Origin of the sequence: Stenotrophomonas sp. ATs4, assembly GCF_051861585.1 — a bacterium.
In the GTDB taxonomy this organism is placed as follows: Bacteria; Pseudomonadota; Gammaproteobacteria; order Xanthomonadales; family Xanthomonadaceae; genus Stenotrophomonas; species Stenotrophomonas maltophilia_AS.
The window spans coordinates 1-22,679 of record NZ_JBLYPK010000003.1 but is presented as its reverse complement, the minus strand read 5'-3'; the positions used below and the strand labels follow the sequence as shown (position 1 = coordinate 22,679).

Sequence of the window (22,679 nt, the reverse complement as noted above, 5' to 3'; positions counted from 1 at the left end):
GAACAGTCGAGCATGGCTCGACGCTACAAGGAGGCGCCATGCAGTTCAGAACCGGCACCATGGATGATGTAGCCATGCTGTGGGCCCTGCGCACGCGCTGCGTGCGCGAAACCTGCAGCAGCCATTACCCGCCGCAGGTGATCACCCCCTGGTCGGCCTCGCCACCGCCGGCGCAGTACGCGCGATTGCTGGGGCAGAGTGGTTGCGTGGTGGCCGAGGACGGGCAGGGCGGCCTGCTGGGCTTCGGCGTGTTCGATACCGATGCCAATGAAGTCGATGCGTTGTTCGTCGACCCGGATCGAGGTGGGAGGGGCATTGGTCAGGCGCTGATGCAGCGCCTGCTGGCGATGGCCGACCACGAGCGCGACGTGGTGCTGTCGGCCTCGCTCAACGCCGTGGCGTTCTACCAGCGACAGGGTTTCATCAGCGTGCGCGAAGAGGCCTACCCGCATCCCAGCGGCGTAGCGCTGGCCTCGGTGAGCATGCGCCGGCCATGGTGAAGTAGCGTCGAGCGTGCTCGACTGCTTTTGATTCAAGCGATAAAGCAGTCGAGCAAGCTCGACTCTACAGGGCAGGTCCTACCGCTCCGCCAACCACCCGATCACGCCTTCCGCCGCACGCAGGCCGCTGGCGAAGCACGCGGTAAGCAGGTAGCCCCCGGTCGGTGCTTCCCAGTCCAGCATCTCGCCGGCACAGAACACGCCGGGCAGTGCCCGCAGCATCAGGCCCTCATCCATCGCATCCATGCGCACACCACCGGCGGTGCTGATCACTTCGGCCATCGGTCGCGGCCGCAGCAGGCGCAAGGGCAGCCGCTTGAGCGTGGCCACCACGGCCGCCAGGTCGTTGCCCGCGTCCTTGCCGAGGAGCTCGAATACCAGCGCGGCCTTCACCGCATCCAGCCCCGCGTTGCGGCGCAGATGCTCGCCGAAGCTGCGGCCCTTGCGTGGGCGCGACAGGTCGGCCAGCAGGCGTGCCTCGTCGCGGCCTGGCACCAGGTCCAGCCATAGCATCGCGTGACCGTCGCGGTTGATGGTTTCGCGCAGATCGGCGGCCAGCGCATAGACCAGGCTGCCTTCGATGCCGTACTCGCTGGCCACGCACTCGCCCTGCAGGGACTGCGGCTGGCCATCCAGGTCGATCCAGTGTGCAACCACCGGCTTCAGCGGCGCGCCGGCATTGCGCTGGGCAAAGAACGGCGTCCACGCGATGTCGAAGCCGCAGTTGGCCGACTGCAGCGGGGCGATGCCCACCCCGCGTGCCTGCAGGGGCGCGACCCAGGCACCGTCGCTGCCCAGCTGCGGCCAGCTGCCGCCACCGACGGCGAGCACGGTGGCATGGGCATGTACTTCAACGGCGCCTTCTTCTGTTTCGAAGCGCAGGGCACCGTCGTCACTCCAGCCGATCCAGCGATGGTTGGCGTGCAGGCGCACACCCTGTTCCTTCAGGCGGCGCACCCAGCCGCGCAGCAACGGGGCTGCCTTGCGGTCCACCGGGAACACGCGACCGGAGCTGCCGACGTAGGTTTCCACGCCGAAGCCGGCGGCCCAGTCGCGCAGTGCCTGCGCGTCGAACCCATCCAGCCAGCGGCCGACCGAGGCCGTCTGCTCGCGGTAGCGGCTGTCGAACAGCGGACGCGGATCGGAGTGGGTGAGGTTGAGCCCGCCCTTGCCGGCGATCAGGAACTTGCGGCCGGGCGAACCCTTGCCCTCATAGACGTCTACGTCCAGTCCGGCCGCGCGCAGGCGCTCGGCAGCGAACAGGCCGGCCGGGCCACCACCGACAACGGCGACCCGTTGAGCAATTGCGGTATTACGGTTTGACATCGAGCAGCTCGACGTCGAACACCAGCGACGAGCCGGCCGGGATCGGGCCGACGCGGCGGTCGCCGTAACCGTAGTCCGGCGGGATCATCAGGGTGCGCTTGCCACCGACCTTCATGCCGGCCACACCCTCATCCCAGCCACGGATGACCTGGCCCGCGCCGAGCGCGAAGGTGAACGGTTCGCCACGGCTGACCGAGCTGTCGAAGGTCTTGCCATGCTTGGTCTCGGTGCGGCTGTCGTAGATCCAGCCGGTGTAGTGCACGGTCACCTTGTTGCCGGAAACGGCTTCGGTGCCGGTGCCGGGTACGGTATCGATGCGCTCGAAGGTGGTCAGGGTGCCGCCCGGCGGCGGACCGGCGGGTTCGCTCGAACAGCCAACAGCGGCGAGGGACAGCAGCAGGGGAAGCAGCAGGCGGCGCATCGGGCGTCTCCGGAAGGGCGCAGGGCGAGGGCGGCAAGGGTAGCGCATCGGCGCCGGGTATCATGGGCGCATGGCAAAACTCCTGCTCAATCTGCGCAACGTCGGCGACGACGAATATGCCGATGTCTGCACGCTGCTCGACCAGCACGGCATCGCCTGGTATCGCACCGAACCCAGCCCCTGGGGCATTTCCAACGGTGGCCTGTGGCTGAGCGAGGATGCCGACCATCCCCGCGCCAAGGCGCTGATGGCCGAGTACCAGGCCGAACGCGGGCCCCGCATCCGTGCCGAGCGCGAGCAGGCCCTGCGCGATGGCACCGGCGAGACCTTCGGCAGCCTGCTGCGGCGGCGGCCGGTGTATGTGGTGCTCGTGTTGTTGGCAATGGCTGCTGCAGCGGCACTGGTACTGCTGCCGTTCGTGCTGTTGCGGGGGTAGGGGGAGGCGGCCGGGTTGCACCCGGCACGCGCAGAGGCAACGGCAACTCCAAAAGCTTGGTTTCCGTGGGATGGCGTGGCGGTGTGGACAGGCGGGGGACGGCAAAAACTGCTCCTGCGTGCCTCGTAGAGCGCCATCCATGGCGCTCTGCGCCCCCGCCTGCCCACACCGCCACGCCTCTGTCAGGTTCATGAGCTCTGTAGATCCACGCCATGCGTGGATGAACGTGAAAATCTGCTCCTGAGGCGGTCTGGCGCTAAAATGGCAGGATGATCGCCAATACCGCTGCCTACCATTTCGCCGTCATCGACGCCCCCCAGGCCCTGTGCGACCAGTTGCTGGCGCGTGCCGAGGCGGCGCAGCTGCGGGGCACGATCCTGGTGGCGGGCGAGGGTCTGAATCTGTTCCTGGCGGGTGCGCCGGAGGCGATCGAGAACTTCTACGCAGCGCTGCATGCCGATGCGCGCTTTGCCGATATGCGGGTCAAGACCAGCCTCAGTGAGCATCAGCCGTTCGCGCGGCTGAAGGCCAAGGTCAAGGACGAGATCATCAGCTTCCGCCGCGATGACGGCCAGCCGCTGGAGTATCCGCGTGCACCGGCGGTTGATCCTGCAACCGTGCAGCGCTGGTTGCGGCAGGGGCACGACGATGCCGGCAAGCCGGTGGTGATGCTCGATACGCGCAATCTGCAGGAAGTGGAGTACGGCACGTTCAAGGATGCGCTGGTGCTGCCCATCCACAAGTTCACCGACCTGCCCGAGGCGTTGGCGCCGCATCGCGAAGCGCTGAAGGACAGCACCGTGGTCAGTTTCTGCACCGGCGGCATCCGCTGCGAGAAGGCTGCGCTGTGGATGGTCAACGATGGCATGGACAACGTGCTGCAGCTCGACGGCGGCATCCTCGGCTACTTCGAGGAGGTGGGCGGTGAAGGCTACGAGGGCCGCTGCTTCGTGTTCGACGAGCGCGTGGCGCTGGATGCCGAACTGAAGCCGATGATCGACCAGGCGCTGGCCGAGCCGCGCCCCAGCGCGTTCTGACGCTTCCCCGGTAGAGCCGGCCGCTGGCCGGCTGCCAGGGCACTTTGCCTGCCGGCCAGCGGCCGGCACTACCGGATCAAGCGCAGTGGGCCCTGAACCCGGCCCGCGGGAATCAGCATCCCGCCATCGTCACTGGCCGCGGCGCCCGGCCGACCCCATGCATGGGGGATCCTGTGACGGAAAACCGCCTGATGATCCCGTTGTCGATTCTTGACCTGGCCCCGGTCTGCGAGGGCAGTGACACCACCGCTGCCTTCGCCAACATGCTGGAACTGGCCCAGCACGCCGATGCGCTTGGCTACCGCCGCTACTGGCTGGCCGAACACCACAACATGCCCGGCATCGCCAGCGCGGCCACCGCCGTGCTGATCGGTCACGTGGCGGGAGGCACAAAGCGCATCCGCGTCGGCGCTGGCGGCATCATGCTGCCCAACCATGCACCGCTGCAGGTGGCCGAGCAGTTCGGAACGCTGGCTTCGCTGTATCCGGACCGCATCGACCTCGGCCTGGGCCGTGCACCGGGCACTGATCAGCCAACCGCGCGCGCACTGCGCCGCTACTTCGACAGCGCCGACCAGTTCCCGCAGGACGTGCGCGAGCTGTTGCACTACTTCGAGCCGGTACAGCCCGGCCAGGCGGTGCAGGCTGTTCCAGGTGGTGGCCTGCGGGTGCCGACCTGGATCCTCGGGTCCAGCCTGTTCGGTGCGCGCATGGCCGCCTCGATGGGCCTGCCGTATGCGTTCGCCTCGCACTTCGCGCCCGATGTCATGGACGAAGCACTGGCGGCGTACCGGCGCGAATTCCGCCCCTCGGCGACGTTGAAACAGCCGCATGCGATGCTGGCCCTGAATGTCGTCGCCAGCGACAGCGAGGCCGAATCGCGCCGCCTGTTCACCAGCCAGCAGCAGAGTTTCGTGAACCTGCGTCGCGGCCGGCCCGGCAAGATTCCGGCACCGATCAACGACATCGAGTCCTTCTGGGAACCGCATGAGAAGCTGGGCGTGGAGCGGGCGCTGGCCTGCACCGTGTTGGGCGATCCGCAGCAGGTGGCGGAAGGCATCGCCGCTTTCGTCGAACGCCACAGGCCCGACGAACTGATGCTCACCGCCAACCTGTACGACCATCGCGCGCGCCTGCGTTCGTTCGAGCTGGCGATGCAGGCCTGGCACGCCCGCCACGCGGGCTGAACAATTGCGTCACGGCCCATTGCAGCCGAACCGCGTCTGATGGGGGCTCATACCGATGGAGCCCCCACATGGCTGATACCCGCGCCGAACACATTGCCCAACTGGCCGAGCTGATCAAGGACGTGGAGGTGGCGATGTTCACCACCACTGGCGTCGACGGACGGCTCTACAGCCGGCCGCTGGCCACCCAGCAGGTCACTTTCGACGGTGACCTGTGGTTCGTCATCACTGCCGACAGCCCGAAGGTCGCCGAGATCGCGCTCGATCTGCACGTCAACGTTGCCTACGCCTCGCCTTCAAAGAACACCTATGTGTCGGTTGCAGGACGCGCGGGCATCGTCGATGACCGGGAGAAGATCGAGGAGCTGTGGTCGCCGGCGATGAAACTGTTCTTCCCCGGTGGCAAGGACGATCCCAATCTGCGTCTGATCCACGTGCGTGCCGATTCGGCAGAGTATTGGAATGGCCCGGGTACGCTGCTGGGCAAGGCGTTGAGCTTCGTGCTGTCGGCGGTGCAGGACGAGCCGGGGCAGCTGGCCGACAACGGGTTCATCGACCTGCGTTGATCGCTCCATCCGCGCATGGCGTGGATCTACTGGCCGACAATGGATTCATCGACCTACGTTGATTGCTCCATCCACGCATGGCGTGGATCTACCGCGTGACGCGCCTGCCTGGCTTCAGTAGATCCACGCCATGCGTGGATGACAGACGGTCGGCGAGGGTAGTGCCGGCCGCTGGCCGGCAATCCTGGAAACGTGGCAGCCGGCCAGCGGCCGGCTCTACCGGATTCCCGCTCAGAACCAGCGCTGGAACAGTTCCACCGTATAGCCCACCAGCTGCCCCGAACTGAAACCGAAGAAGGCGATCGCCGCCAACGCTGCGATCCAGTTGAAGAGCATCAGCGCGCCATCGCGTTCCAGCAACGCCAGCGAGAACAACAGCAACTGGAAGCCGAACAGGAAGTTGGTGAAGGGAATCGGCAGCGACAGCAGCAGGCCCAGCAGCACCAGCAGCAGGCCGCTGAAGGCCTGCGCCGGTACGGGTGTCAGCAGCTGCGGCAGCCGCGGCTTCAGCATCCGGTCCAGCCGCCGCAGCGGGCGGTCGATGCGGTCGAGGAAGCGGTGCATGGTGCTGCGCTTGGGCCCGCGGCGGGCAATGAAACCTGGCAGCCAGGGCCGGCGCAGGCAGCACAGCATCTGCACGCCGATCAGGATCACCAGCGGGCCGCTGACCGCGCCGCCCATGCCCGGAATCGGGATGAACGACGGCAGGATCGCAACGAACAGGAACACGCCGAACGCGCTCTGCTGCAGGTTGCACAGGATCTGGCCCAGCGGCATGTGCTCGGCCGGGTCGCCGGAGGCGAACATCTCCAGCAGGGTGCGGATGCCCTCGTTGCGGTAGGCCGGACGCGCGTCGCCCGGTCCCTGGCCGGCCTCAGGCGGTGAGCTCATCGGCCTGCTCGTCGGACAGCGTGCGCAGCAGCAGCTTGTCCACCCGCGCACCGTCCAGATCGACCACCTCGAAGCGCCAGCCGGCCCAGTCGAAGTACTCGCCTGCGTGCGGTATGCGCCCGAAGTAGTGGATGCACATGCCGGCCAGCGTGTAGTAGTCGCCATCCTCGGCATCGGGCAGGTCGTTGCTGCCGATCAGCTCGCGCAGGTCCTCGATCGGCAGCGAGCCGTCCACCAGCAGCGAACCATCTTCGCGGGTCACCACCAGCGCATCTTCGTCGGCGTTCTCCACCGCCTGCAGGCGGCCGACCACGGCGCCCATCAAGTCGCTGATGGTCACCAGGCCCTGGATCTCGCCGTACTCGTCCACCACCAGCGCCATCGACTGCTGTTCCTCGCGGAAGATCTCCAGCAGCTTCATCGCGTGGGTCGACTCGGAAACGTACAGCGGCTCGCGCAGGGTCTGGAACAGCGCGTTGTCGCCGCGCGCCATGCGGGTGGCCAGCGATTTCAGTTCCAGCACGCCGACCACGTCCATGTCGTTGTCGCGGTATACCGGGTATCGCGAGAATTCGTGCTCGGCCATGATTTCCAGGTTGCGCTCCAGGCCGGCCTGGGTATCCAGCCAGGCGATGCGGTTGCGCGGGGTCATCAGGCTGTCTGCGGTACGATCGCCCAGGCGCATGACGCGGTTCATCATGTCGCGCTCGTGGCTGTCGATCACGCCGGCCTCGTGGCTTTCGGCCACCAGCATGCGGATCTCTTCTTCAGTCACCGAGGCGACTTCATCCTTGCCCAGGCCAAACAGGCGCAGGACCAGCTGGGTGGTCTTGGACAGCAGCCAGACGAAAGGCAGGGCCAGTCTGGCCAGCCAGCTCATCGGCATCGCCACCAGGCTGGCAATGGCCTCCGAACGGGTCAGCGCCAGGCGCTTGGGTACCAGTTCGCCGAAGATCAGCGTGATGAAGGTGATCAGGCTCACCGCCAGTGCGGTGCCGACGTTGCCGGCGTAGGCAAAGCCGGGCATCAGGCCCTGGATCCAGCCGGCGAAGGCCTCACCCAGCGCTTCACCGCCGAGGTAGCCGGTCAGCACGCCGATCACGGTGATGCCGATCTGCACGGTGGACAGGAAGCTCTCCGGCTTCTCCGACAGCTCCAGCGCCTTGGCGGCGCGCTTGGAGGTGGCGGCCATCTGCTTCAGGCGGCTCTTGCGCGAGGTCATGACCGACATCTCGGACATGGCAAAGAAGCCGTTCAACAGAACCAGCGCGAAGACAATCAGGATCATTTCAAACACGGGCATCGTCCCCGGTTGGTGGCAGGGAGGGCGAGTGCTTGCGATGGCGGCTGGCGCTCAGGAACGGGGTCCGGCGCGGCGCAGGGGGATAAGGGTCGTCGTCCATAAGGTGCGCCCGAGGGCGCGCTGGCATCTTAGCAAAGGGCCGTGGCTGGGTGGCAACTGCCTGTTCAGGTTGAGGGTATCCGGGCTCCGGGAGGCGCCGGGGATACCCGAGATGGTCATCTAGCCGTCATAATTCGTCCTGGTGCCGTCCTTCCCGCGACGGCTGACAGGTTTCTCAATGTTCTCTCTGCAGACCATTTTCGGTTCCGGCAAACAGTTCTACACCCTGCTCGATGAGGCTGCCGTCGCGGCCTCCGACGCCGCCAAGGCGCTGCATTCCATGCTGCGCGAGGCCGACCGCCAGCCCGCGCTGGACGCGTTCAAGCTGGCCCGCCTGCGCGAGCGCGCGGCCTCGGACAAGATCAGCCAGGCGCTGGTGGACAGCTTCATGACCCCGATCGAGCGCGAGGACATCGAAGCGCTGGGCTCGGCGCTGTACAAGATTCCCAAGCAGATCGAGAAGTTCGCCGATCGCTATTCGCTGGCCACGACCCACCTGGAGCACATCGACTTCGCGCCGCGCGCGGCGATGTTGGAACAGGCTGCCGGCGTGGTGGTGGAGATGGTGGCCGACCTGCGCCATATGAACCTGGACCGGATGACCGCGCTCAACGAGAAGCTGCGCTCGTTGGAGAACGAGGCCGACCGCTTGATGCTCGAGCTGTACCGCGACATCTATTCGGGCCGCCTGGACAACCTGCAGATGTTCCTGCTGAAGGAGTTCTTCGAGATCCTGGAAAAGGCCATCGACCGCTGCCGCGAGGCCGGTGTGGTGGCATACCAGATCGTGTTGAAGAACAGCTGACGGACGCCCCCGCATGTTGACCCTTGTCCTGGTGGTGATCCTGGCCGCACTCGTCTTCGAGTTCATCAACGGCTTCCACGACACCGCCAACTCCATTGCCACCGTGGTGGCGACCAAAGTGCTTTCGCCCGGCTGGGCGGTGATGCTGGCCGCTTTCATGAACCTGCTGGGTGCGCTGACCGGCACCGCCGTGGCCCTGACCATCGCTTCGGGCCTGCTCAACACCAACGTGGTCGACGTGACCCCGCAGGTGATCCTGTGCGCGCTGCTGGGTGGCATCATCTGGAACCTGATCACGTGGTGGAAGGGCTTGCCGTCCTCGTCCTCGCACGCGCTGATCGGTGGCCTCTGCGGCGCCGGCCTGGCCGCCGCCCACAACAACTGGGACGCGCTGATCTGGTCCGAGCGCCTGGGCAGCTGGGCGCAGAACAAGGGCCTGCTGTGGAAGGTGTTCGTGCCGATGATCACCTCGCCGATTGCCGGCTTCCTGCTCGGCATCGTGGTGATGGTGCTGCTGTGGGGCCTGATCGCCGGCCTGGCCAGGATCGGTGGTGCCATCGGCCGCCTGGCCCGTCCGCGCATCGTCAACGCCTTCTTCGGCAAGGCGCAGATCGCCTCGGCGGCCTACATGGGCTTCGCCCACGGCCACAACGATGCGCAGAAGACCATGGGCATCATCGCGATGACCCTGATCGGTGCCGAGGCGACCGGCGCACTGAACGACCTGCCGTCCTGGCTGGCCTTCATGCACCCGGACGCGCATGCCGGCGACGGCATCGCCATGTGGATCGTGCTGACCTGCGCGGTGGTGATGGCGGCCGGTACTGCTTCGGGCGGTTGGAAGATCATCAAGACCCTGGGCCACAAGATGGTCAAGCTGCACCCGATCCATGGCTTCGCCGCAGAAACCAGCTCGGCCACCGTGCTGACCGTGGCCGCCCACTTCGGCATGCCGGTCTCGACCACACACAGCATCTCCACCGCGATCATGGGCGTGGGCTTTGCCAAGAACCCGCGTTCGCTGCGCCTGGGCGTGATCGAGCGCATCGTCTGGGCCTGGATCCTGACCATCCCCGCTGCTGGCGGTTGTGCGTACCTGATCCTCAAGCTGTTCGAGCTGTTCGGCTGGGCTTGAGTTCCAAAGCTATGGCAGCACAAGAAACCCGCCGGTTCGCCGGCGGGTTTTTTAATTCAGGGTTCCATCCGATTCCAGATATCCACGCATGGCGTGGATCTACCAACAGCGCCAGGAACCTGTCGAAGGCGGGGTGGGTCCGGTTGCGGGGGTGTCCGCGGCATGGGCCCGAGGTATACCTCGGGCGGGTTGGGCAGGACGCCCAACCCCGGTCTTGCCGTGTGCGCAGGACAGCGCACACGAGCAAGCCGCGGACAAGCCCCCATGGAAGGGTTTACGGCGTCCCCCGCAACCGGACCCACCCCGCCAACCCACGGAGAGCTCGCAGTTGCTGTTGCTTCGGCTATTGCCCTTGCCTCTGCGGGTGCCGGGCCGCAGGCCCGGCCGCCCCCCCTCAATTACGCTGGAACAACGCCTGCACATCCTTGCGGAACGCCGCCTGGCTGTCCGCCCGGCTGTAGAACATATGCCCGCCCGGATAGCTGCGGACCTGCACCCGGTCCGGGTTGCTGCCCATGGCCGGCATCTGGTCCACGGTCAGGATCGAGCCCATGAACGGGCACGACAGGTCGTTCCAGCCATGCACGATCAAGACCTGCAGGTGCGGATCGATCGCCACCGCCTGGCGCAGCTGGGTCACTGCGCCCTGGCGCAGGTCACCGTTGCGGTCCCACAGCCGGTTCACTTCGTAGTTCAGCGCCTGGTAGCGTGAATCCACCTTCCAGCCGACCACCCGGGTCACGAAGTCGACCATCGCGGTGGTCGTCGGCGCGATGATGCTGTCCAGCAGTGGGTCGTTGGCGCGCTGCTCGGGATCATTCGGGAACGGATCGAATGCGGTCACGTTCGAATCGTAGCGGCTGCCCAGCGTGCCTTTGTCGCGGAACACCTCGCGCAGATACGCCTGGGTCTCCAGGCGGCCACCGGCACGACGCACGAACTGCGGGTCCAGCCCGGTCAGCTCGGTCACCCGGCGCAGCATCGCCTCGGTCGCCTGCGGATCACTGCGGCCCTTCATCAACGCGGTGGCGTAGTCGCCACGGGTGTATTCCACCACTTCGCGCATCGCCGCATCGGTCAGCTTGCCCTGGCGCTCGAGGTGCGCGGCGGCGATCGATGGCAGCGTCTGCATCCACGCCATCGGCGAGACATCGGCGTTGTCTTCCAGGGTCGGGCTCAGATACGGCGACACCAGCACCAGGCCGTTCATCGCCACGCCCAACCGGGTCTGCAGGAAATGGGTGATGCGCGGGCCGCGGTAGCCACCGTAGCTTTCGCCGGTGAGGTACTTGCGCGAGGCCATGCGCTGGTTGCGCAGGAGCCAGTCGTAGATCGAGCGCGACAGGTACTCGATGTCGGCGTTGGGGTTGTACAGCTGCTTCTTCGCTTCTTCATCGCCAATGCGTGCGCGGCTGAAGCCGGTACCGACGGGGTCGATGAACACCAGGTCGGTGAAGTCCAGCCAGGTGCCCGGGTTGTCGTGCAGGGTGGCCGGCGCCGAGGCGCTGTCGCCCTCCGAACCGAAGGTCACCACTTTGGGACCGATCGCGCCCATGTTGAGGTAGACCGACGAGGCGCCGGGGCCGCCATTGAGCGCGAAGGTCACCGGCCGGTTCTTGCCCGGCATCGTGTACGCGGTGAACACCACATCGGCGATCACCTTGCCCTTCTCGTCGCGTACCGGCAGGGTGCCGACGGTGGCGGTGTAATCGAGCGTGCGGCCGGCCAGGTGGATGCTCTGGCGCGCCGAGGCATCGGCCGGCAGCGCAGGGGCTTCGGTCTTGTCTTCTTTCGGATCGGGTTTTGCATCGGCCGCCGGGGCAGCCAGCGTGACGGCGGGGGCGATGAGCAGGCCGACGCAGAGCGCGGCAGTGTGCAGCAGGGACTTCATGGCACCGTATCGGCAGCGGAAGGGGATTCCGATGCTAGGCCCCTGGGGTGCCGCGCCGTATGTGTCCAAAGCCATGGCCAGGTGTTGTCGCCAGCTGCGGCCAGATTCGGTCAAGCGGGCAGGGCGGTTGCCGCTTCGTCGTCGGCCAGGAGCCCGTACAAAGCCGAATCGGCCAATTCGCCCTGGATGCGCCAGCGTTGGCGCAGGAGGCCCTCACGGTGGAAGCCGAGGCGTTCAAGCACGTGTGCGGAGGCGGCGTTGCGTGGATCGATCTCGGCTTCCACGCGATGCAGGCGCAGCGTCCTGAACAGGTAAACCAGCACCTGCTGCAACGCTTCGTGCATGTAGCCCTGGCCCTGGAGGTCGGGTGCCAGCAGGTAGCCGATCTCGGCACGCGCGGCGTCACGGTCGACGGCAAACACCACGCAGATGCCCAGCAATGGCCCTTCCAGCGATTCGCGCACGGCCAGCTTGAGCTGGGTGCCGATGGCGTGTGCCGCGAGGTCGTCGTCGATCTGTTCGCGGGCCTCGCCAGGTCGTTTCCAGGCAGGATGGTTCCACCAGCGCATCACCGCCGGGTTGGACTGCAGCGTGAACAACGCAGCCGCGTCATCACGGCGGATCGGGCTCAGGACCAGGCGCGCGCTGTGCAGCGGCAGGCCGGGGAACAGCAGCGAGTGGCTGGGCAATGCAGTGGTCCACGCGGATGAGCGCGCATTATGGACCCGCAGGGTTTGCCGATGGGGGTGTAATGCCCGGGGCAGATGAACCGGTAGTGCCGGCCGCTGGCCGGCAGATCTGCCTGGATCACGCGGATGTCGAGGTTGCCGGCCAGCGGCCGGCACTACCGGGCAGTGGGGTCGGATCCGTTTCCTGTCAGGAAACGGATCCGACCCCGCGCCGGTATCAGGCTTCCAGCGAGGCCAGGTCGCCCTTGGTCTCCAGCCAGCCCTTGCGGTCAGACGCACGCTTCTTGGCCAGTAGCATGTCCATCAGCGAGCTGGTCTGCTCACGGTCGTCCACCGTCAACTGCACCAGCCGGCGCGTATCCGGGTGGATGGTGGATTCACGCAGCTGCGGCGGATTCATCTCGCCCAGGCCCTTGAAGCGGGTGACATTGATGGCGCCCTTGATCTTCTCGCGTTCGATCTTGTCCAGCATCGAGCGCTTTTCTTCCTCGTCCAGGGCGTAGAACACCTGCTTGCCCACGTCGATGCGGAACAGCGGCGGCATCGCCACGAACACGTGGCCGGCATCCACCAGCGACGGGAAATGCTTGAGGAACAGTGCGGTCAGCAGGGTGGCGATGTGCAGGCCGTCGGAGTCCGCATCGGCCAGGATCACCACCTTGCCGTAGCGCAGCCCGCTGATGTCATCCTTGCCCGGGTCGCAGCCGATGGCCACGGCCAGGTTGTGCACTTCTTCCGAGGCCAGCACGCTGTTGGACGAGACTTCCCAGGTGTTGAGGATCTTGCCGCGCAGCGGCAGGATCGCCTGGAAATCCTTGTCGCGGGCCTGCTTGGCGCTGCCGCCTGCCGAGTCACCCTCCACCAGGAACAGTTCGGTGCGCGACAGGTCCTGGCTGATGCAGTCGGCCAGCTTGCCGGGCAGGGCAGGGCCCTGGGTGACCTTCTTGCGGACGACCAGCTTTTCGGTCTTCAGGCGCGCGCTGGCGCGCTCGATGGCGATCTGCGCGATCTTCTCGCCCAGCTCCACGTTCTGGTTCAGCAGCAGGCTGAACGCATCGTGCGCGGCGCCTTCAACGAAACCAGCGGCCTGGCGCGAGGACAGGCGTTCCTTGGTCTGGCCGCTGAACTGCGGGTCGGTCATCTTCAGCGACAGCACGAACGACACGCGGTCCCAGACGTCTTCCGGGGCCAGTTTGACGCCGCGCGGCAGCAGGTTGCGGAAGTCGCAGAATTCGCGCAGTGCCTCGGTCAGGCCGGTGCGCAGGCCGTTGGCATGGGTGCCGTGCTGGGCGGTCGGGATGAGGTTGACGTAGCTTTCCTGCACCAGCTCACCTTCCGGCAGCCAGGCGACAGCCCAGTCGACGATCTCGGTGTCCTTCTTCAGGTTGCCCACGAACAGGTCGGCCGGCAGCGACTCACGATCACCCAGCTCCATCTTCAGATAGTCGCGCAGGCCGTCTTCGTAGTACCAGGTATCGACTTCGCCAGTAGCCTCGTCGGTCAGCTTGACGGTCAGCCCCGGGCACAGCACGGCCTTGGCGCGCAGCAGATGCTTGAGCGCACGCACGGCGAACTTCGGCGTATCGAAGTACTTCGGGTCCGGCCAGAAACGCAGGCGGGTGCCGGTGTTCTTCTTGCCAACGGTGCCGACCACTTCCAGCGGCGAGGCGCGGTCGCCGTTGCGGAAGGTGATGCGGTGCTCGGCACCTTCGCGCTTGATGTGGATTTCCACCAGGGTGGACAGCGCATTGACCACGCTGACGCCCACGCCATGCAGGCCGCCGGAGAAGGTGTAGTTGTTGTTGTTGAACTTGCCGCCGGCATGCAGGCGGGTCAGGATCAACTCGACACCGGGGATCTTCTCTTCCGGATGGATGTCCACCGGCATGCCACGGCCGTCATCGCTGACCTCCACGCTGCCATCCTTGAACAGGGTGATCTCGATCGAGCGGGCATGGCCGGCGAGGGCCTCGTCCACCGAGTTGTCGATCACTTCCTGCGCCAGATGGTTCGGGCGTGCGGTATCGGTATACATGCCGGGACGGCGCTTGACCGGGTCAAGGCCGGACAGGACTTCAATATCGGCGGCGTTATAGCGGGCGTTCATCTGTCTTCGAAAGCTTGGAGCGACGCGCAAGTGTGCGGTCTGGCCCGTGATTTTGCACGCCTGCGGTTCAGCCTTGGAGGGCGCAAGGGGGTAAAATGGCAGCCGCTGGAATCTGAACGCCGGCGCCCCTAGTTGGACCGATACGTCCAAGCCATACCGCGAGGAGGACTCCATGAAGAAGTTGCTGACCATTGCGATCCTGGCCGCCGCTGCCGTTGCTGTGCCGTTGGTACTGGCGCAGAACGCCGGCCAGCCGGCCCCGCAGCAGGGCGACCAGGCCGACAAGGCGCAGGCCGAAGCCGACGCCAAGGCCAAGCGCCGTGCGCAGGCCAATGCCGAAATGAAGGCCAAGGGCCAGCCGGTCCCGCAGCAGGAAGAAGAGGAAGAAGCGCGGAAGAAGCGCTGATCCCGCAACCTGCCAAGCGCCCTTGCGACAAGGGTTGCGCTCCAGAACGCCCCGCCCAGCGGGGCGTTTTTTATGGGCTGGGTCGCACAAGCCCCTTGGGTTGGCGGCCATCAATCTGTAAACTATGGCTTTCCGGGAGTAAGTGCGTGTCCACCATTTGCGAATGGGCTGGAGCGGCCAAGCGTGGCTTCCAGCATGGCGGGTCGCAGGTGACGGTCGATTTGACCGGCACGGCCACCCCGACCTCGCACGGTGGTCCCCGTCCGGCGCCTGCCGCCGCACGGATCCGCACCTCCCTCGCTGTTCCAGCGAACCGGAAAACCCCCTCTGAGCACCATGCCCGCCCTCCGGGTGCGCGTGGTGCTGCCGTTTTCCATTTCCAGACAGGATGCTTGCAGCCATGACTCCCTTGATTTTCGTAACCGGCGGCGTGGTGTCCTCGCTCGGCAAAGGCATTGCCGCCGCGTCGCTGGCCGCCATTCTTGAAGCCCGTGGCCTGAAGGTCACGATGATGAAGCTCGACCCGTACATCAACGTCGACCCGGGCACCATGAGCCCGTTCCAGCACGGTGAGGTCTATGTCACCGACGACGGCGCCGAGACCGACCTCGACCTGGGCCACTACGAGCGCTTCGTGCGCACCCGCCTGAGCCGCAAGAATTCGGTCACCACCGGCCGCATCTACGAGAACGTGATCCGCAAGGAGCGCCGCGGCGATTACCTGGGCGCGACCGTGCAGGTCATTCCGCACATCACCGATGAAATCCGTCGTTGCATCGATGAAGCCACCGAGGGCTACGACGTGGCCCTGGTCGAGATCGGCGGTACCGTCGGCGACATCGAGTCGCTGCCGTTCCTGGAAGCGATCCGCCAGGTGCGTACCGAGCGTGGCCCGGAGAAGGCACTGTTCATGCACCTCACCCTGGTGCCGTACATCGGTGCGGCCGGTGAGCTGAAGACCAAGCCGACCCAGCACTCGGTGAAGGAGCTGCGTTCGATCGGCATCCAGCCGGACGTGCTGTTGTGCCGCTCCGAGCAGGCCGTGCCGGATTCGGAGCGCCGCAAGATCGCCCAGTTCACCAACGTCTCCGAACGCGCCGTCATCAGCGTGCCGGACGTGGACGTGTTGTACCGCATTCCGTCGGGCCTGCATGCGCAGGGCCTGGATGAGATCGTGGTCAATCAGCTGAAGCTGGCCGACAAGGTCGGTCCGGTCGATCTGTCGATGTGGGAAGACGCGGTCGACGCGACCCTGCATCCGCTGGACGAAGTGACCATCGCCGTGGTCGGCAAGTACGTCGATCACCAGGACGCCTACAAGTCGGTCGGCGAGGCGCTCAAGCACGGCGGCCTGCGCCAGCGCACCAAGGTCAATCTGAAGTGGCTGGAAGCGCAGGACCTGGAAGGCACCGACATGGCCGCACTGGCCGATGTCGACGGCATCCTGGTGCCGGGCGGCTTCGGTGATCGTGGTTTCGAAGGCAAGGTGCTGACCTCGAAGTTCGCCCGCGAGCAGCACGTGCCGTACTTCGGCATCTGTTACGGCATGCAGGCAGCCGTGGTCGACTACGCCCGCAACGTGGTCGGCCTGGAAGGCGCCAACAGCACCGAGAACGATCGCCAGTCGCCGAACCCGGTGATCGGCCTGATCACCGAGTGGCGTACCGCCACCGGCGACGTCGAGAAGCGTGACGACAAGAGCGACCTGGGCGGCACCATGCGCCTGGGCCTGCAGGAGCAGCGCCTGAAGCCGGGCACGCTGGCCCGCGAGCTGTACGGCAAGGACGTGGTTGCCGAGCGTCATCGCCACCGCTACGAGTTCAACAACCGCTACCGCACCCAGCTGGAAGATGCAGGCCTGGTGATCGCCGGCAAGTCGATGGACGACACCCTGGTGGAAGTGGTCGAGTTGCCGCGCGCTGCACATCCGTGGTTCCTGGCCTGCCAGGCGCACCCGGAATTCCTGTCCACGCCACGTGATGGCCACCCGCTGTTCATCGGTTTCATCCGGGCCGCGCGCGAGCGCAAGGCCGGCGGCAAGCTGCTGCAGGAAGCCCGCGCTTGACTTGTGATGGGGGCCCCGAGCCCCCATCTTGCTCGCTTCAACCCCAGAGCATCGGCCTGGCCGCTGCGTGGACAACCAAGGAAATGCCATGAAACTGTGTGGATTCGAGGTCGGGCTGGATCAGCCCCTGTTCCTGATCGCCGGCCCCTGCGTGATCGAGTCGATGCAGCTGCAGCTCGATACCGCCGGCAAGTTGAAGGAAGTCACCGACAAGCTCGGCGTCAACTTCATCTTCAAGTCCAGCTTCGACAAGGCCAACCGCACTTCGGGCACCGCATTCCGCGGCCCGGGCATGGAAGAGGGCCTGAAGGTCCTGGCCGAGGTCAAGAAGCAGATCGGCGTGCCGGTGCTGACCGACGTCCACGAGTACACCCCGATGGATGAAGTGGCCTCGGTGGTGGACGTGCTGCAGACGCCCGCGTTCCTGGTCCGCCAGACCGACTTCATCACCAAGGTGTGTGCGGCCGGCAAGCCGGTCAACATCAAGAAGGGCCAGTTCCTGGCGCCGTGGGACATGAAGCCCGTCGTGGAGAAGGCCAAGGCCACCGGCAACGAGCAGATCATGGTCTGCGAGCGTGGCGCCAGCTTCGGCTACAACAACCTGGTCAGCGACATGCGCTCGCTGGCCGTGATGCGCGACACCGGCTGCCCGGTGGTGTTCGATGCCACCCATTCGGTGCAGTTGCCGGGCGGGCAGGGCACCAGTTCCGGTGGCCAGCGCGAACACGTGCCGGTGCTGGCGCGTGCCGCGGTGGCGGTGGGCATCTCCGGCCTGTTTGCCGAGACCCATCCGGACCCGTCCAAGGCGCTGTCCGATGGCCCCAACGCGTGGCCGCTGGACCAGATGGAAGCGTTGCTCGAGACCCTGATGGAGCTCGATGCGGTGACCAAGAAGCACGGCTTCTCGCGCTTCGCGTGAGTCGTGACCCGTGGGCGGCGCTGGCAACCCAGCGTCGTCGCCGGCACTGGAAACAGTGGCCGTGGGGCCTGATTGCGCTCGGCCTGGCGCTGCTGTCGCTGTCCGGTGCCTTCTTCATCTTCATGCTGGTGGGGGCAGCCATGCGCCCGCCCGGTGATGGCGCGGGCGTCAACCTGAGGCCCTATGTCATCGCCCTTGCCGTGGCCGAACTGGTCACTGTTTCCACGGGTATCGTTGCAGCGGTGCTGGGTTGGCACCTGAACCGGGGCAGGGCGACCGCGGCATTGGCGATGGTCCTGCTGTCGCTGTGGCTCGGCGTGCTGCTGCACGATCTGCTCTGATGAATGCGACGCCATCGCCACGAGGCTGGCCATGGGGCCTGGTCGCCCTGGGATTGTCGGTGCTTGCCTGGAGCAGCCTGTTGATCGCTGTCGTGGCCTTTGCCGCCAGCTTCCGTCCGCCGGGGGACGGCGACAACGGCGTGCAGGCCATGCAGTGGTGGGTGCTGGGCGCGCTGGTCACCATGGCGCTGTCCTTCGTGGGCAGCCTGGTGGCGATGGTGCTGGCCTGGCGGCGGCAGCGCGGGCCGATCTGGGCGGGGATTGCCGGTGCGCTGCTGGTGATGCTGGTGTCGCTGGTGCTGATCGTGATCGGGTCCAGCTGGGGCTGAAGCCGCCCATGCCATTTGGCAAGCGGCGGGTAGCCGGGGATAATCACGCGGCATTCGTTTTTGTCGCCCCCTCTCCATACAGGTAACCGGCCCGACCATGAGTACGATCCGCAGCATCCATGCCCGTGAAATCCTCGACAGCCGTGGCAATCCCACGCTGGAAGCCGAAGTCACCCTGGAGGACGGTTCGTTCGGTCGCGCCGCCGTTCCCTCCGGTGCCTCCACCGGCACCAAGGAAGCGGTGGAGCTGCGCGACGGCGACAAGACCCGTTATCTGGGCAAGGGCGTGCGCAAGGCGGTCGAGAACGTCAACACCACCATCGCCAACGCCCTGAAAGGCGTTGAAGCCTCCGACCAGGAAGGCCTCGACCGTCGCCTGATCGACCTCGATGGCACCGAGAACAAGGGCCGCCTGGGCGCCAACGCGCTGCTGGGTGTTTCGATGGCCGCCGCGCATGCTGCCGCTGCATCGAACAAGCAGGCGCTGTGGCAGTACCTGGCCGCCAAGACCGGCGTGACCCCGTCACTGCCGGTGCCGATGATGAACATCATCAACGGCGGCGCACATGCCGACAACAACGTCGACTTCCAGGAGTTCATGGTGCTGCCGGTCGGCTTCACCTCGTTCTCCGAAGCGCTGCGTGCCGGTACCGAAATCTTCCATTCGCTGAAGTCGGTGCTGAAGGGCCACGGCCTGAGCACCGCCGTGGGCGATGAGGGCGGCTTCGCGCCGGACTTCCGCAGCAACGTCGAAGCACTGGACACCATCCTCGAAGCCATCGGCAAGGCCGGCTACACCGCCGGTGAAGACGTGCTGCTGGGCCTGGACGTGGCCTCCAGCGAGTTCTTCGAGAACGGCAAGTACAACCTGGTCGGCGAGAACAAGCGCCTGACCTCCGAGCAGTTCGTCGACTTCCTCGCCGACTGGGCCGCGCAGTACCCGATCATCACGATTGAAGATGGCCTGGCCGAGAACGATTGGGCCGGCTGGAAGCTGCTGACCGACCGCATCGGCAAGAAGGTCCAGCTGGTGGGTGACGACCTGTTCGTGACCAACCCGAAGATCTTCCAGGAAGGCATCGATTCGGGCACCGCCAACGCGATCCTGATCAAGGTCAACCAGATCGGCACGCTCAGCGAGACCCTGGAAGCGATCGCCATGGCCGACCGTGCCGGCTACGCCGCGGTGGTCTCGCACCGCTCGGGCGAAACCGAAGACACCACCATCGCCGATATCTCGGTGGCCACCACCGCCACCCAGATCAAGACCGGCTCGCTGTGCCGCAGCGATCGCGTGGCCAAGTACAACCAGTTGCTGCGCATCGAAGAAGCTCTCGGTGCCGGCGCGCGTTACGCCGGTCGTGACGCGTTCGTTTCGCTGAAGCGCTGATCCGATGCGCGACTGGCGCTGGATGCTGCTGGTGCTGGCCCTGTTGCTGGGCTGGCTGCAGTATCGCTTCTGGTTTGGTCCGGGAAATTCGGGTGAAGTCATGATGCTCGAGGCCCAGGTCACCAACCAGGAGCGCGACAATGAGGGCCTGCAGCAGCGCAATGATGCGTTGGCTGCCGAAGTGAAGGACCTCAAGGAAGGCCAGTCCGCCATCGAGGAGCGCGCGCGCAGCGAGCTGGGCATGATCAAGCCTGGCGAGAAGTTCTACCGCGTGGTCGAGGATGCACCGGTCCACCCGGTGCAGCCCGCCGCTGGCGTCAGCGCGCAGGTGGGCGAACACCCGGCGGACGTGCCATGAGCGCAGCGATCTGGGTGGTGGTTCCGGCCGCCGGTCGTGGCGCCCGTTTCGGCGCGCCGCTGCCCAAGCAGTACCTGCAGGCGGGAGGGCAGATCCTGCTCGCCCACACCCTGGATGCACTGATGGCACATCCGGCCGTGGCCGGGGCGATGGTGGTGATCGGCCAGGACGATGCCGACTGGCCGGGCTGGAGCGAATGGGCCGGCAAGCCGGTGCTGACCTGCATCGGTGGCGCGACCCGTGCGGCCTCGGTGCTGGCCGGGCTGCAGGCGCTGCCGGAGACGGTGCGCGCCGACGAGTTCGTACTGGTCCACGACGCAGCGCGCCCCAACCTGTCGCCGGCCGATCTCGGTCGCCTGCTTGAAGTCGGTCGTACCGACCCGGTCGGCGCGATTCTCGCCGCACCGGTGCGTGACACCCTCAAGCGCGCTGGCGACGATGGTGGCATCGATGGCACCGAGCCACGCGAGCGCCTGTGGCGCGCACTGACGCCGCAGTTGTTCCGTCGCCACCAGCTCAGCCGCGCGCTGACCGAAGCCGCCGCTGCCGGCGTTGAAGTCACCGACGAGGCCATGGCCATGGAGCGCCAGGGCCAGCGTCCGCTGCTGGTGGAAGGCAGCGAGGACAACTTCAAGGTCACCACCCCGGCCGATCTGGACCGGTTTGAATTCGTACTTTCCCGCCGCGCCGGCTGACCGCCCGCGCGGCCCTGCTGCAAGGGTTGTATCCATGAGCACCGCACCGTTCCCGCCCGTCCGCATCGGCCAGGGCTACGACGTCCATGCCTTCGGTGAAGGCGACCACATCATGCTCGGCGGAGTGAATGTGCCGCACAGCTGCGGCGTGCTCGCGCACAGCGATGGCGACGTGATCCTGCACGCGCTGTGCGATGCGATGCTCGGCGCGTTGGCGCTGGGTGACATCGGCCAGCATTTTCCGCCAAGTGACGACCGCTGGAAGGGCGCCGACAGCAGTGATTTCGTACGCCACTGCGACAGCCTGCTGCGCGAGCGCGGCTGGCGTGTCGGCAACACCGACATCACCGTGATCTGCGAACGGCCCAAGGTCGGCCCGCACGCATCGGCCATGCGCGCGCGCATCGGCGAGCTGCTGCAGCTGCCGCTGGACGCGGTCAGCGTCAAGGCGACTACCTCGGAGAAGCTGGGCTTCACCGGGCGTGGCGAAGGTATCGCCGCGCAGGCGGTGGTGCTGCTGGTGGCCGCATGATTCCGCTGCCGCTCGCGTTTGGTGCGCCGTTGCTGAAGGCACGCATCCGCACCACGCCGGAAGATTTCCAGGTTGACGAGCTGCCGGCCTTCGAGGCCACCGGCGAAGGCGAACACCTGCTGCTGCACATCCGCAAGCGTGGTGCCAACACCGTTCACGTGGCCAAAGTGCTGGCCACGTGGGCCGGCCTGCCGGAGATGGCTGTGAGCTATGCCGGCATGAAAGATCGGAATGCGGTCACCACCCAGCGCTTCAGCGTGCACCTGCCCAAGCGCATTGCACCTGACCTGGCCACGCTGGCCAGTGATGAAATCGAAGTGATCGAATCCACCTGGCACAACCGCAAGCTGCAGCGTGGTGCGCTGGCCGGCAACCGCTTCAAGCTGGTACTGCGCGAGGTGCAGGGTGATGCTGCAGCGATCAGCGAGCGCCTGCAGCAGATCGCCGAGCGGGGCCTGCCGAACTGGTTCGGCGAGCAGCGTTTCGGCCGTGACGGTGGCAACGTGCCGGCGGCGCTTGCAATGTTCGGTGGCCGTCGCATGCGCAAGGACCAGCGTTCGCTGCTGTTGTCGGCCGCCCGTTCGGCGCTGTTCAACCGCGTGCTGGCCGCACGTGTGGAGCAGGGCAACTGGGATCAGCCGCTGGGCGGTGAAGTGTGGATGCTCGATGGCAGTCGCAGCGTGTTCGGCCCTGAGCCGTACACCGATGTGCTGGCCGAGCGCCTGGCGCGTTTCGACATCCACCCCAGCGCACCCCTGTGGGGTGAAGGCGAGCTGCGCAGTGCCGATGCCGCGCGCGCGCTGGAGCTGGCCGCGCTGGATGACGACGAATCCAAGGCCTTGCGCGCGGGCCTGGAAGACGCGCGCCTGAAGCAGGAACGCCGTTCGCTACGGCTGCGACCGGCGCTGCTGCAGCACCAGTGGCTGGCCGACGACGTGCTGGAACTGTCGTTCGCGCTGCCGCCGGGCTGCTACGCCACCGCCGTGCTGCACGAGCTCGGCCCGGTGGAAGACGCCTCGCAGGCCTGACAGAAAAAGGGGCGGAGGCGAAGAGCATCCACGCATGGCGTGGATCTACTTTCCTCCGCTCGCCACAGTAGATCCACGCCACGCGTGGATAGCCGTCAGTAGATCCACGCCATGCGTGGATGGGCCGCCAGTAGATCCACGCCACGCGTGGATAGCCGTCAGTAGATCCACGCCACGCGTGGATAGCCGTCAGTAGATCCACGCCACGCGTGGATGGGCCGTC

The 22,679-nt window shown here is 66.3% G+C and carries 24 protein-coding genes; 17 read left to right on the top strand and 7 right to left on the bottom strand.

Going from position 1 to position 22,679, the window contains the following annotated elements; genetic code table 11:
* The first annotated feature begins 38 nt into the window (after positions 1 to 38).
* On the top strand, positions 39 to 500 hold the full coding sequence (locus tag ABR323_RS05895) for a GNAT family N-acetyltransferase (RefSeq protein ID WP_439448612.1): 462 nt from the start codon (positions 39 to 41) through the stop codon (positions 498 to 500).
* Between the two features lie 78 nt (positions 501 to 578).
* Here the strand turns inward: ABR323_RS05895 and ABR323_RS05890 are convergent, their stop codons facing one another.
* On the bottom strand, positions 579 to 1,826 hold the full coding sequence (locus tag ABR323_RS05890) for a TIGR03862 family flavoprotein (protein ID WP_439448611.1): 1,248 nt from the start codon (positions 1,824 to 1,826) through the stop codon (positions 579 to 581).
* On the bottom strand, positions 1,813 to 2,247 hold the full coding sequence (locus ABR323_RS05885; RefSeq protein WP_439448610.1) for an FKBP-type peptidyl-prolyl cis-trans isomerase: 435 nt from the start codon (positions 2,245 to 2,247) through the stop codon (positions 1,813 to 1,815). The genes ABR323_RS05890 and ABR323_RS05885 overlap by 14 nt, the downstream gene beginning before the upstream one ends.
* A gap of 70 nt (positions 2,248 to 2,317) precedes the next feature.
* Between ABR323_RS05885 and ABR323_RS05880 the strand changes: the two genes are divergently transcribed.
* The 4 genes from ABR323_RS05880 to ABR323_RS05865 all read left to right on the top strand — a co-directional run bounded on the left by ABR323_RS05880 (position 2,318) and on the right by ABR323_RS05865 (position 5,473).
* Positions 2,318 to 2,683: a DUF6164 family protein gene (locus ABR323_RS05880; RefSeq protein ID WP_439448609.1), complete on the top strand. Its 366-nt coding sequence runs from the start codon at positions 2,318 to 2,320 to the stop codon at positions 2,681 to 2,683.
* Positions 2,684 to 2,952: 269 nt separating this feature from the next.
* Complete coding sequence (locus ABR323_RS05875) at positions 2,953 to 3,720, top strand: sulfurtransferase (RefSeq protein ID WP_439448608.1); 768 nt, start codon at positions 2,953 to 2,955, stop codon at positions 3,718 to 3,720.
* A gap of 191 nt (positions 3,721 to 3,911) precedes the next feature.
* Complete coding sequence (locus tag ABR323_RS05870; RefSeq protein ID WP_439448607.1) at positions 3,912 to 4,907, top strand: LLM class flavin-dependent oxidoreductase; 996 nt, start codon at positions 3,912 to 3,914, stop codon at positions 4,905 to 4,907.
* Between the two features lie 68 nt (positions 4,908 to 4,975).
* Positions 4,976 to 5,473: a pyridoxamine 5'-phosphate oxidase family protein gene (locus ABR323_RS05865; RefSeq protein ID WP_439448606.1), complete on the top strand. Its 498-nt coding sequence runs from the start codon at positions 4,976 to 4,978 to the stop codon at positions 5,471 to 5,473.
* 231 nt (positions 5,474 to 5,704) lie between these two features.
* On the opposite strand, the gene ABR323_RS05860 is transcribed toward ABR323_RS05865, so the two are convergent.
* Positions 5,705 to 6,364 (bottom strand): exopolysaccharide biosynthesis protein, encoded by a 660-nt coding sequence (locus ABR323_RS05860; protein WP_439448605.1) that lies wholly within the window; start codon positions 6,362 to 6,364, stop codon positions 5,705 to 5,707.
* Positions 6,348 to 7,652: a hemolysin family protein gene (locus ABR323_RS05855; protein ID WP_240796967.1), complete on the bottom strand. Its 1,305-nt coding sequence runs from the start codon at positions 7,650 to 7,652 to the stop codon at positions 6,348 to 6,350. Before ABR323_RS05855 ends, ABR323_RS05860 begins: the two co-directional genes overlap by 17 nt.
* Positions 7,653 to 7,944: 292 nt before the next feature.
* Between ABR323_RS05855 and ABR323_RS05850 the strand changes: the two genes are divergently transcribed.
* On the top strand, positions 7,945 to 8,571 hold the full coding sequence (locus ABR323_RS05850) for a DUF47 domain-containing protein (RefSeq protein ID WP_004152833.1): 627 nt from the start codon (positions 7,945 to 7,947) through the stop codon (positions 8,569 to 8,571).
* Between the two features lie 13 nt (positions 8,572 to 8,584).
* The gene (locus ABR323_RS05845; protein WP_439448604.1) at positions 8,585 to 9,706 is read left to right on the top strand and encodes an inorganic phosphate transporter; all 1,122 of its coding nucleotides are present in this window, start codon (positions 8,585 to 8,587) and stop codon (positions 9,704 to 9,706) included.
* Positions 9,707 to 10,100: 394 nt separating this feature from the next.
* Here the strand turns inward: ABR323_RS05845 and ABR323_RS05840 are convergent, their stop codons facing one another.
* The 3 genes from ABR323_RS05840 to parE all read right to left on the bottom strand — a co-directional run bounded on the left by ABR323_RS05840 (position 10,101) and on the right by parE (position 14,393).
* On the bottom strand, positions 10,101 to 11,597 hold the full coding sequence (locus tag ABR323_RS05840) for a S10 family peptidase (protein WP_439448603.1): 1,497 nt from the start codon (positions 11,595 to 11,597) through the stop codon (positions 10,101 to 10,103).
* A gap of 110 nt (positions 11,598 to 11,707) precedes the next feature.
* Positions 11,708 to 12,286 (bottom strand): GNAT family N-acetyltransferase, encoded by a 579-nt coding sequence (locus tag ABR323_RS05835; protein WP_439448602.1) that lies wholly within the window; start codon positions 12,284 to 12,286, stop codon positions 11,708 to 11,710.
* Positions 12,287 to 12,503: 217 nt separating this feature from the next.
* The gene (gene parE / locus ABR323_RS05830; RefSeq protein WP_439448601.1) at positions 12,504 to 14,393 is read right to left on the bottom strand and encodes a DNA topoisomerase IV subunit B; all 1,890 of its coding nucleotides are present in this window, start codon (positions 14,391 to 14,393) and stop codon (positions 12,504 to 12,506) included.
* A gap of 172 nt (positions 14,394 to 14,565) precedes the next feature.
* Here parE and ABR323_RS05825 point away from each other — a divergent pair, with 172 nt between their 5' ends.
* The 10 genes from ABR323_RS05825 to truD all read left to right on the top strand — a co-directional run bounded on the left by ABR323_RS05825 (position 14,566) and on the right by truD (position 22,456).
* Positions 14,566 to 14,799, top strand: coding sequence for a hypothetical protein (locus ABR323_RS05825; RefSeq protein WP_439448600.1), 234 nt, complete (start codon positions 14,566 to 14,568; stop codon positions 14,797 to 14,799).
* A gap of 400 nt (positions 14,800 to 15,199) precedes the next feature.
* The gene (locus ABR323_RS05820) at positions 15,200 to 16,864 is read left to right on the top strand and encodes a CTP synthase (RefSeq protein WP_439448599.1); all 1,665 of its coding nucleotides are present in this window, start codon (positions 15,200 to 15,202) and stop codon (positions 16,862 to 16,864) included.
* Between the two features lie 88 nt (positions 16,865 to 16,952).
* Positions 16,953 to 17,783 (top strand): 3-deoxy-8-phosphooctulonate synthase, encoded by an 831-nt coding sequence (gene kdsA, locus ABR323_RS05815; protein ID WP_135273093.1) that lies wholly within the window; start codon positions 16,953 to 16,955, stop codon positions 17,781 to 17,783.
* The gene (locus ABR323_RS05810) at positions 17,780 to 18,124 is read left to right on the top strand and encodes a hypothetical protein (RefSeq protein ID WP_439448598.1); all 345 of its coding nucleotides are present in this window, start codon (positions 17,780 to 17,782) and stop codon (positions 18,122 to 18,124) included. Before kdsA ends, ABR323_RS05810 begins: the two co-directional genes overlap by 4 nt.
* Positions 18,124 to 18,453 (top strand): hypothetical protein, encoded by a 330-nt coding sequence (locus tag ABR323_RS05805; RefSeq protein ID WP_439448597.1) that lies wholly within the window; start codon positions 18,124 to 18,126, stop codon positions 18,451 to 18,453. The genes ABR323_RS05810 and ABR323_RS05805 overlap by 1 nt, the downstream gene beginning before the upstream one ends.
* A gap of 97 nt (positions 18,454 to 18,550) precedes the next feature.
* Positions 18,551 to 19,843, top strand: coding sequence for a phosphopyruvate hydratase (gene eno, locus ABR323_RS05800; protein ID WP_439448596.1), 1,293 nt, complete (start codon positions 18,551 to 18,553; stop codon positions 19,841 to 19,843).
* A gap of 4 nt (positions 19,844 to 19,847) precedes the next feature.
* A complete protein-coding gene (ftsB, locus tag ABR323_RS05795; RefSeq protein ID WP_004152846.1) occupies positions 19,848 to 20,201 on the top strand; it encodes a cell division protein FtsB in 354 nt (117 codons plus the stop codon).
* Positions 20,198 to 20,896 (top strand): 2-C-methyl-D-erythritol 4-phosphate cytidylyltransferase, encoded by a 699-nt coding sequence (gene ispD, locus ABR323_RS05790; RefSeq protein WP_135273096.1) that lies wholly within the window; start codon positions 20,198 to 20,200, stop codon positions 20,894 to 20,896. Before ftsB ends, ispD begins: the two co-directional genes overlap by 4 nt.
* 34 nt (positions 20,897 to 20,930) lie before the next feature.
* A complete protein-coding gene (ispF, locus tag ABR323_RS05785) occupies positions 20,931 to 21,428 on the top strand; it encodes a 2-C-methyl-D-erythritol 2,4-cyclodiphosphate synthase (protein ID WP_135273097.1) in 498 nt (165 codons plus the stop codon).
* Positions 21,425 to 22,456, top strand: a complete 1,032-nt coding sequence (truD, locus tag ABR323_RS05780) for a tRNA pseudouridine(13) synthase TruD (protein ID WP_439448595.1) — start codon at positions 21,425 to 21,427, stop codon at positions 22,454 to 22,456. Before ispF ends, truD begins: the two co-directional genes overlap by 4 nt.
* Positions 22,457 to 22,679 lie beyond the last annotated feature (223 nt).

Coding starts and splice junctions, on each gene's coding strand:
- truD (WP_439448595.1), top strand. CDS start 21,425: ATGATTCCGCTGCCGCTCGCGTTTGGTGCGCCGTTGCTGAAGGCACGC.
- ABR323_RS05880 (WP_439448609.1), top strand. CDS start 2,318: ATGGCAAAACTCCTGCTCAATCTGCGCAACGTCGGCGACGACGAATAT.
- eno (WP_439448596.1), top strand. CDS start 18,551: ATGAGTACGATCCGCAGCATCCATGCCCGTGAAATCCTCGACAGCCGT.
- ispF (WP_135273097.1), top strand. CDS start 20,931: ATGAGCACCGCACCGTTCCCGCCCGTCCGCATCGGCCAGGGCTACGAC.
- ABR323_RS05890 (WP_439448611.1), bottom strand. CDS start 1,826: ATGTCAAACCGTAATACCGCAATTGCTCAACGGGTCGCCGTTGTCGGT.
- ABR323_RS05885 (WP_439448610.1), bottom strand. CDS start 2,247: ATGCGCCGCCTGCTGCTTCCCCTGCTGCTGTCCCTCGCCGCTGTTGGC.
- ispD (WP_135273096.1), top strand. CDS start 20,198: ATGAGCGCAGCGATCTGGGTGGTGGTTCCGGCCGCCGGTCGTGGCGCC.
- ABR323_RS05845 (WP_439448604.1), top strand. CDS start 8,585: ATGTTGACCCTTGTCCTGGTGGTGATCCTGGCCGCACTCGTCTTCGAG.
- ABR323_RS05865 (WP_439448606.1), top strand. CDS start 4,976: ATGGCTGATACCCGCGCCGAACACATTGCCCAACTGGCCGAGCTGATC.
- ftsB (WP_004152846.1), top strand. CDS start 19,848: ATGCGCGACTGGCGCTGGATGCTGCTGGTGCTGGCCCTGTTGCTGGGC.
- ABR323_RS05825 (WP_439448600.1), top strand. CDS start 14,566: ATGAAGAAGTTGCTGACCATTGCGATCCTGGCCGCCGCTGCCGTTGCT.
- ABR323_RS05805 (WP_439448597.1), top strand. CDS start 18,124: ATGAATGCGACGCCATCGCCACGAGGCTGGCCATGGGGCCTGGTCGCC.
- ABR323_RS05870 (WP_439448607.1), top strand. CDS start 3,912: ATGATCCCGTTGTCGATTCTTGACCTGGCCCCGGTCTGCGAGGGCAGT.
- ABR323_RS05875 (WP_439448608.1), top strand. CDS start 2,953: ATGATCGCCAATACCGCTGCCTACCATTTCGCCGTCATCGACGCCCCC.
- ABR323_RS05855 (WP_240796967.1), bottom strand. CDS start 7,652: ATGATCCTGATTGTCTTCGCGCTGGTTCTGTTGAACGGCTTCTTTGCC.
- ABR323_RS05860 (WP_439448605.1), bottom strand. CDS start 6,364: ATGAGCTCACCGCCTGAGGCCGGCCAGGGACCGGGCGACGCGCGTCCG.
- ABR323_RS05840 (WP_439448603.1), bottom strand. CDS start 11,597: ATGAAGTCCCTGCTGCACACTGCCGCGCTCTGCGTCGGCCTGCTCATC.
- kdsA (WP_135273093.1), top strand. CDS start 16,953: ATGAAACTGTGTGGATTCGAGGTCGGGCTGGATCAGCCCCTGTTCCTG.
- ABR323_RS05895 (WP_439448612.1), top strand. CDS start 39: ATGCAGTTCAGAACCGGCACCATGGATGATGTAGCCATGCTGTGGGCC.
- parE (WP_439448601.1), bottom strand. CDS start 14,393: ATGAACGCCCGCTATAACGCCGCCGATATTGAAGTCCTGTCCGGCCTT.
- ABR323_RS05820 (WP_439448599.1), top strand. CDS start 15,200: ATGACTCCCTTGATTTTCGTAACCGGCGGCGTGGTGTCCTCGCTCGGC.
- ABR323_RS05850 (WP_004152833.1), top strand. CDS start 7,945: ATGTTCTCTCTGCAGACCATTTTCGGTTCCGGCAAACAGTTCTACACC.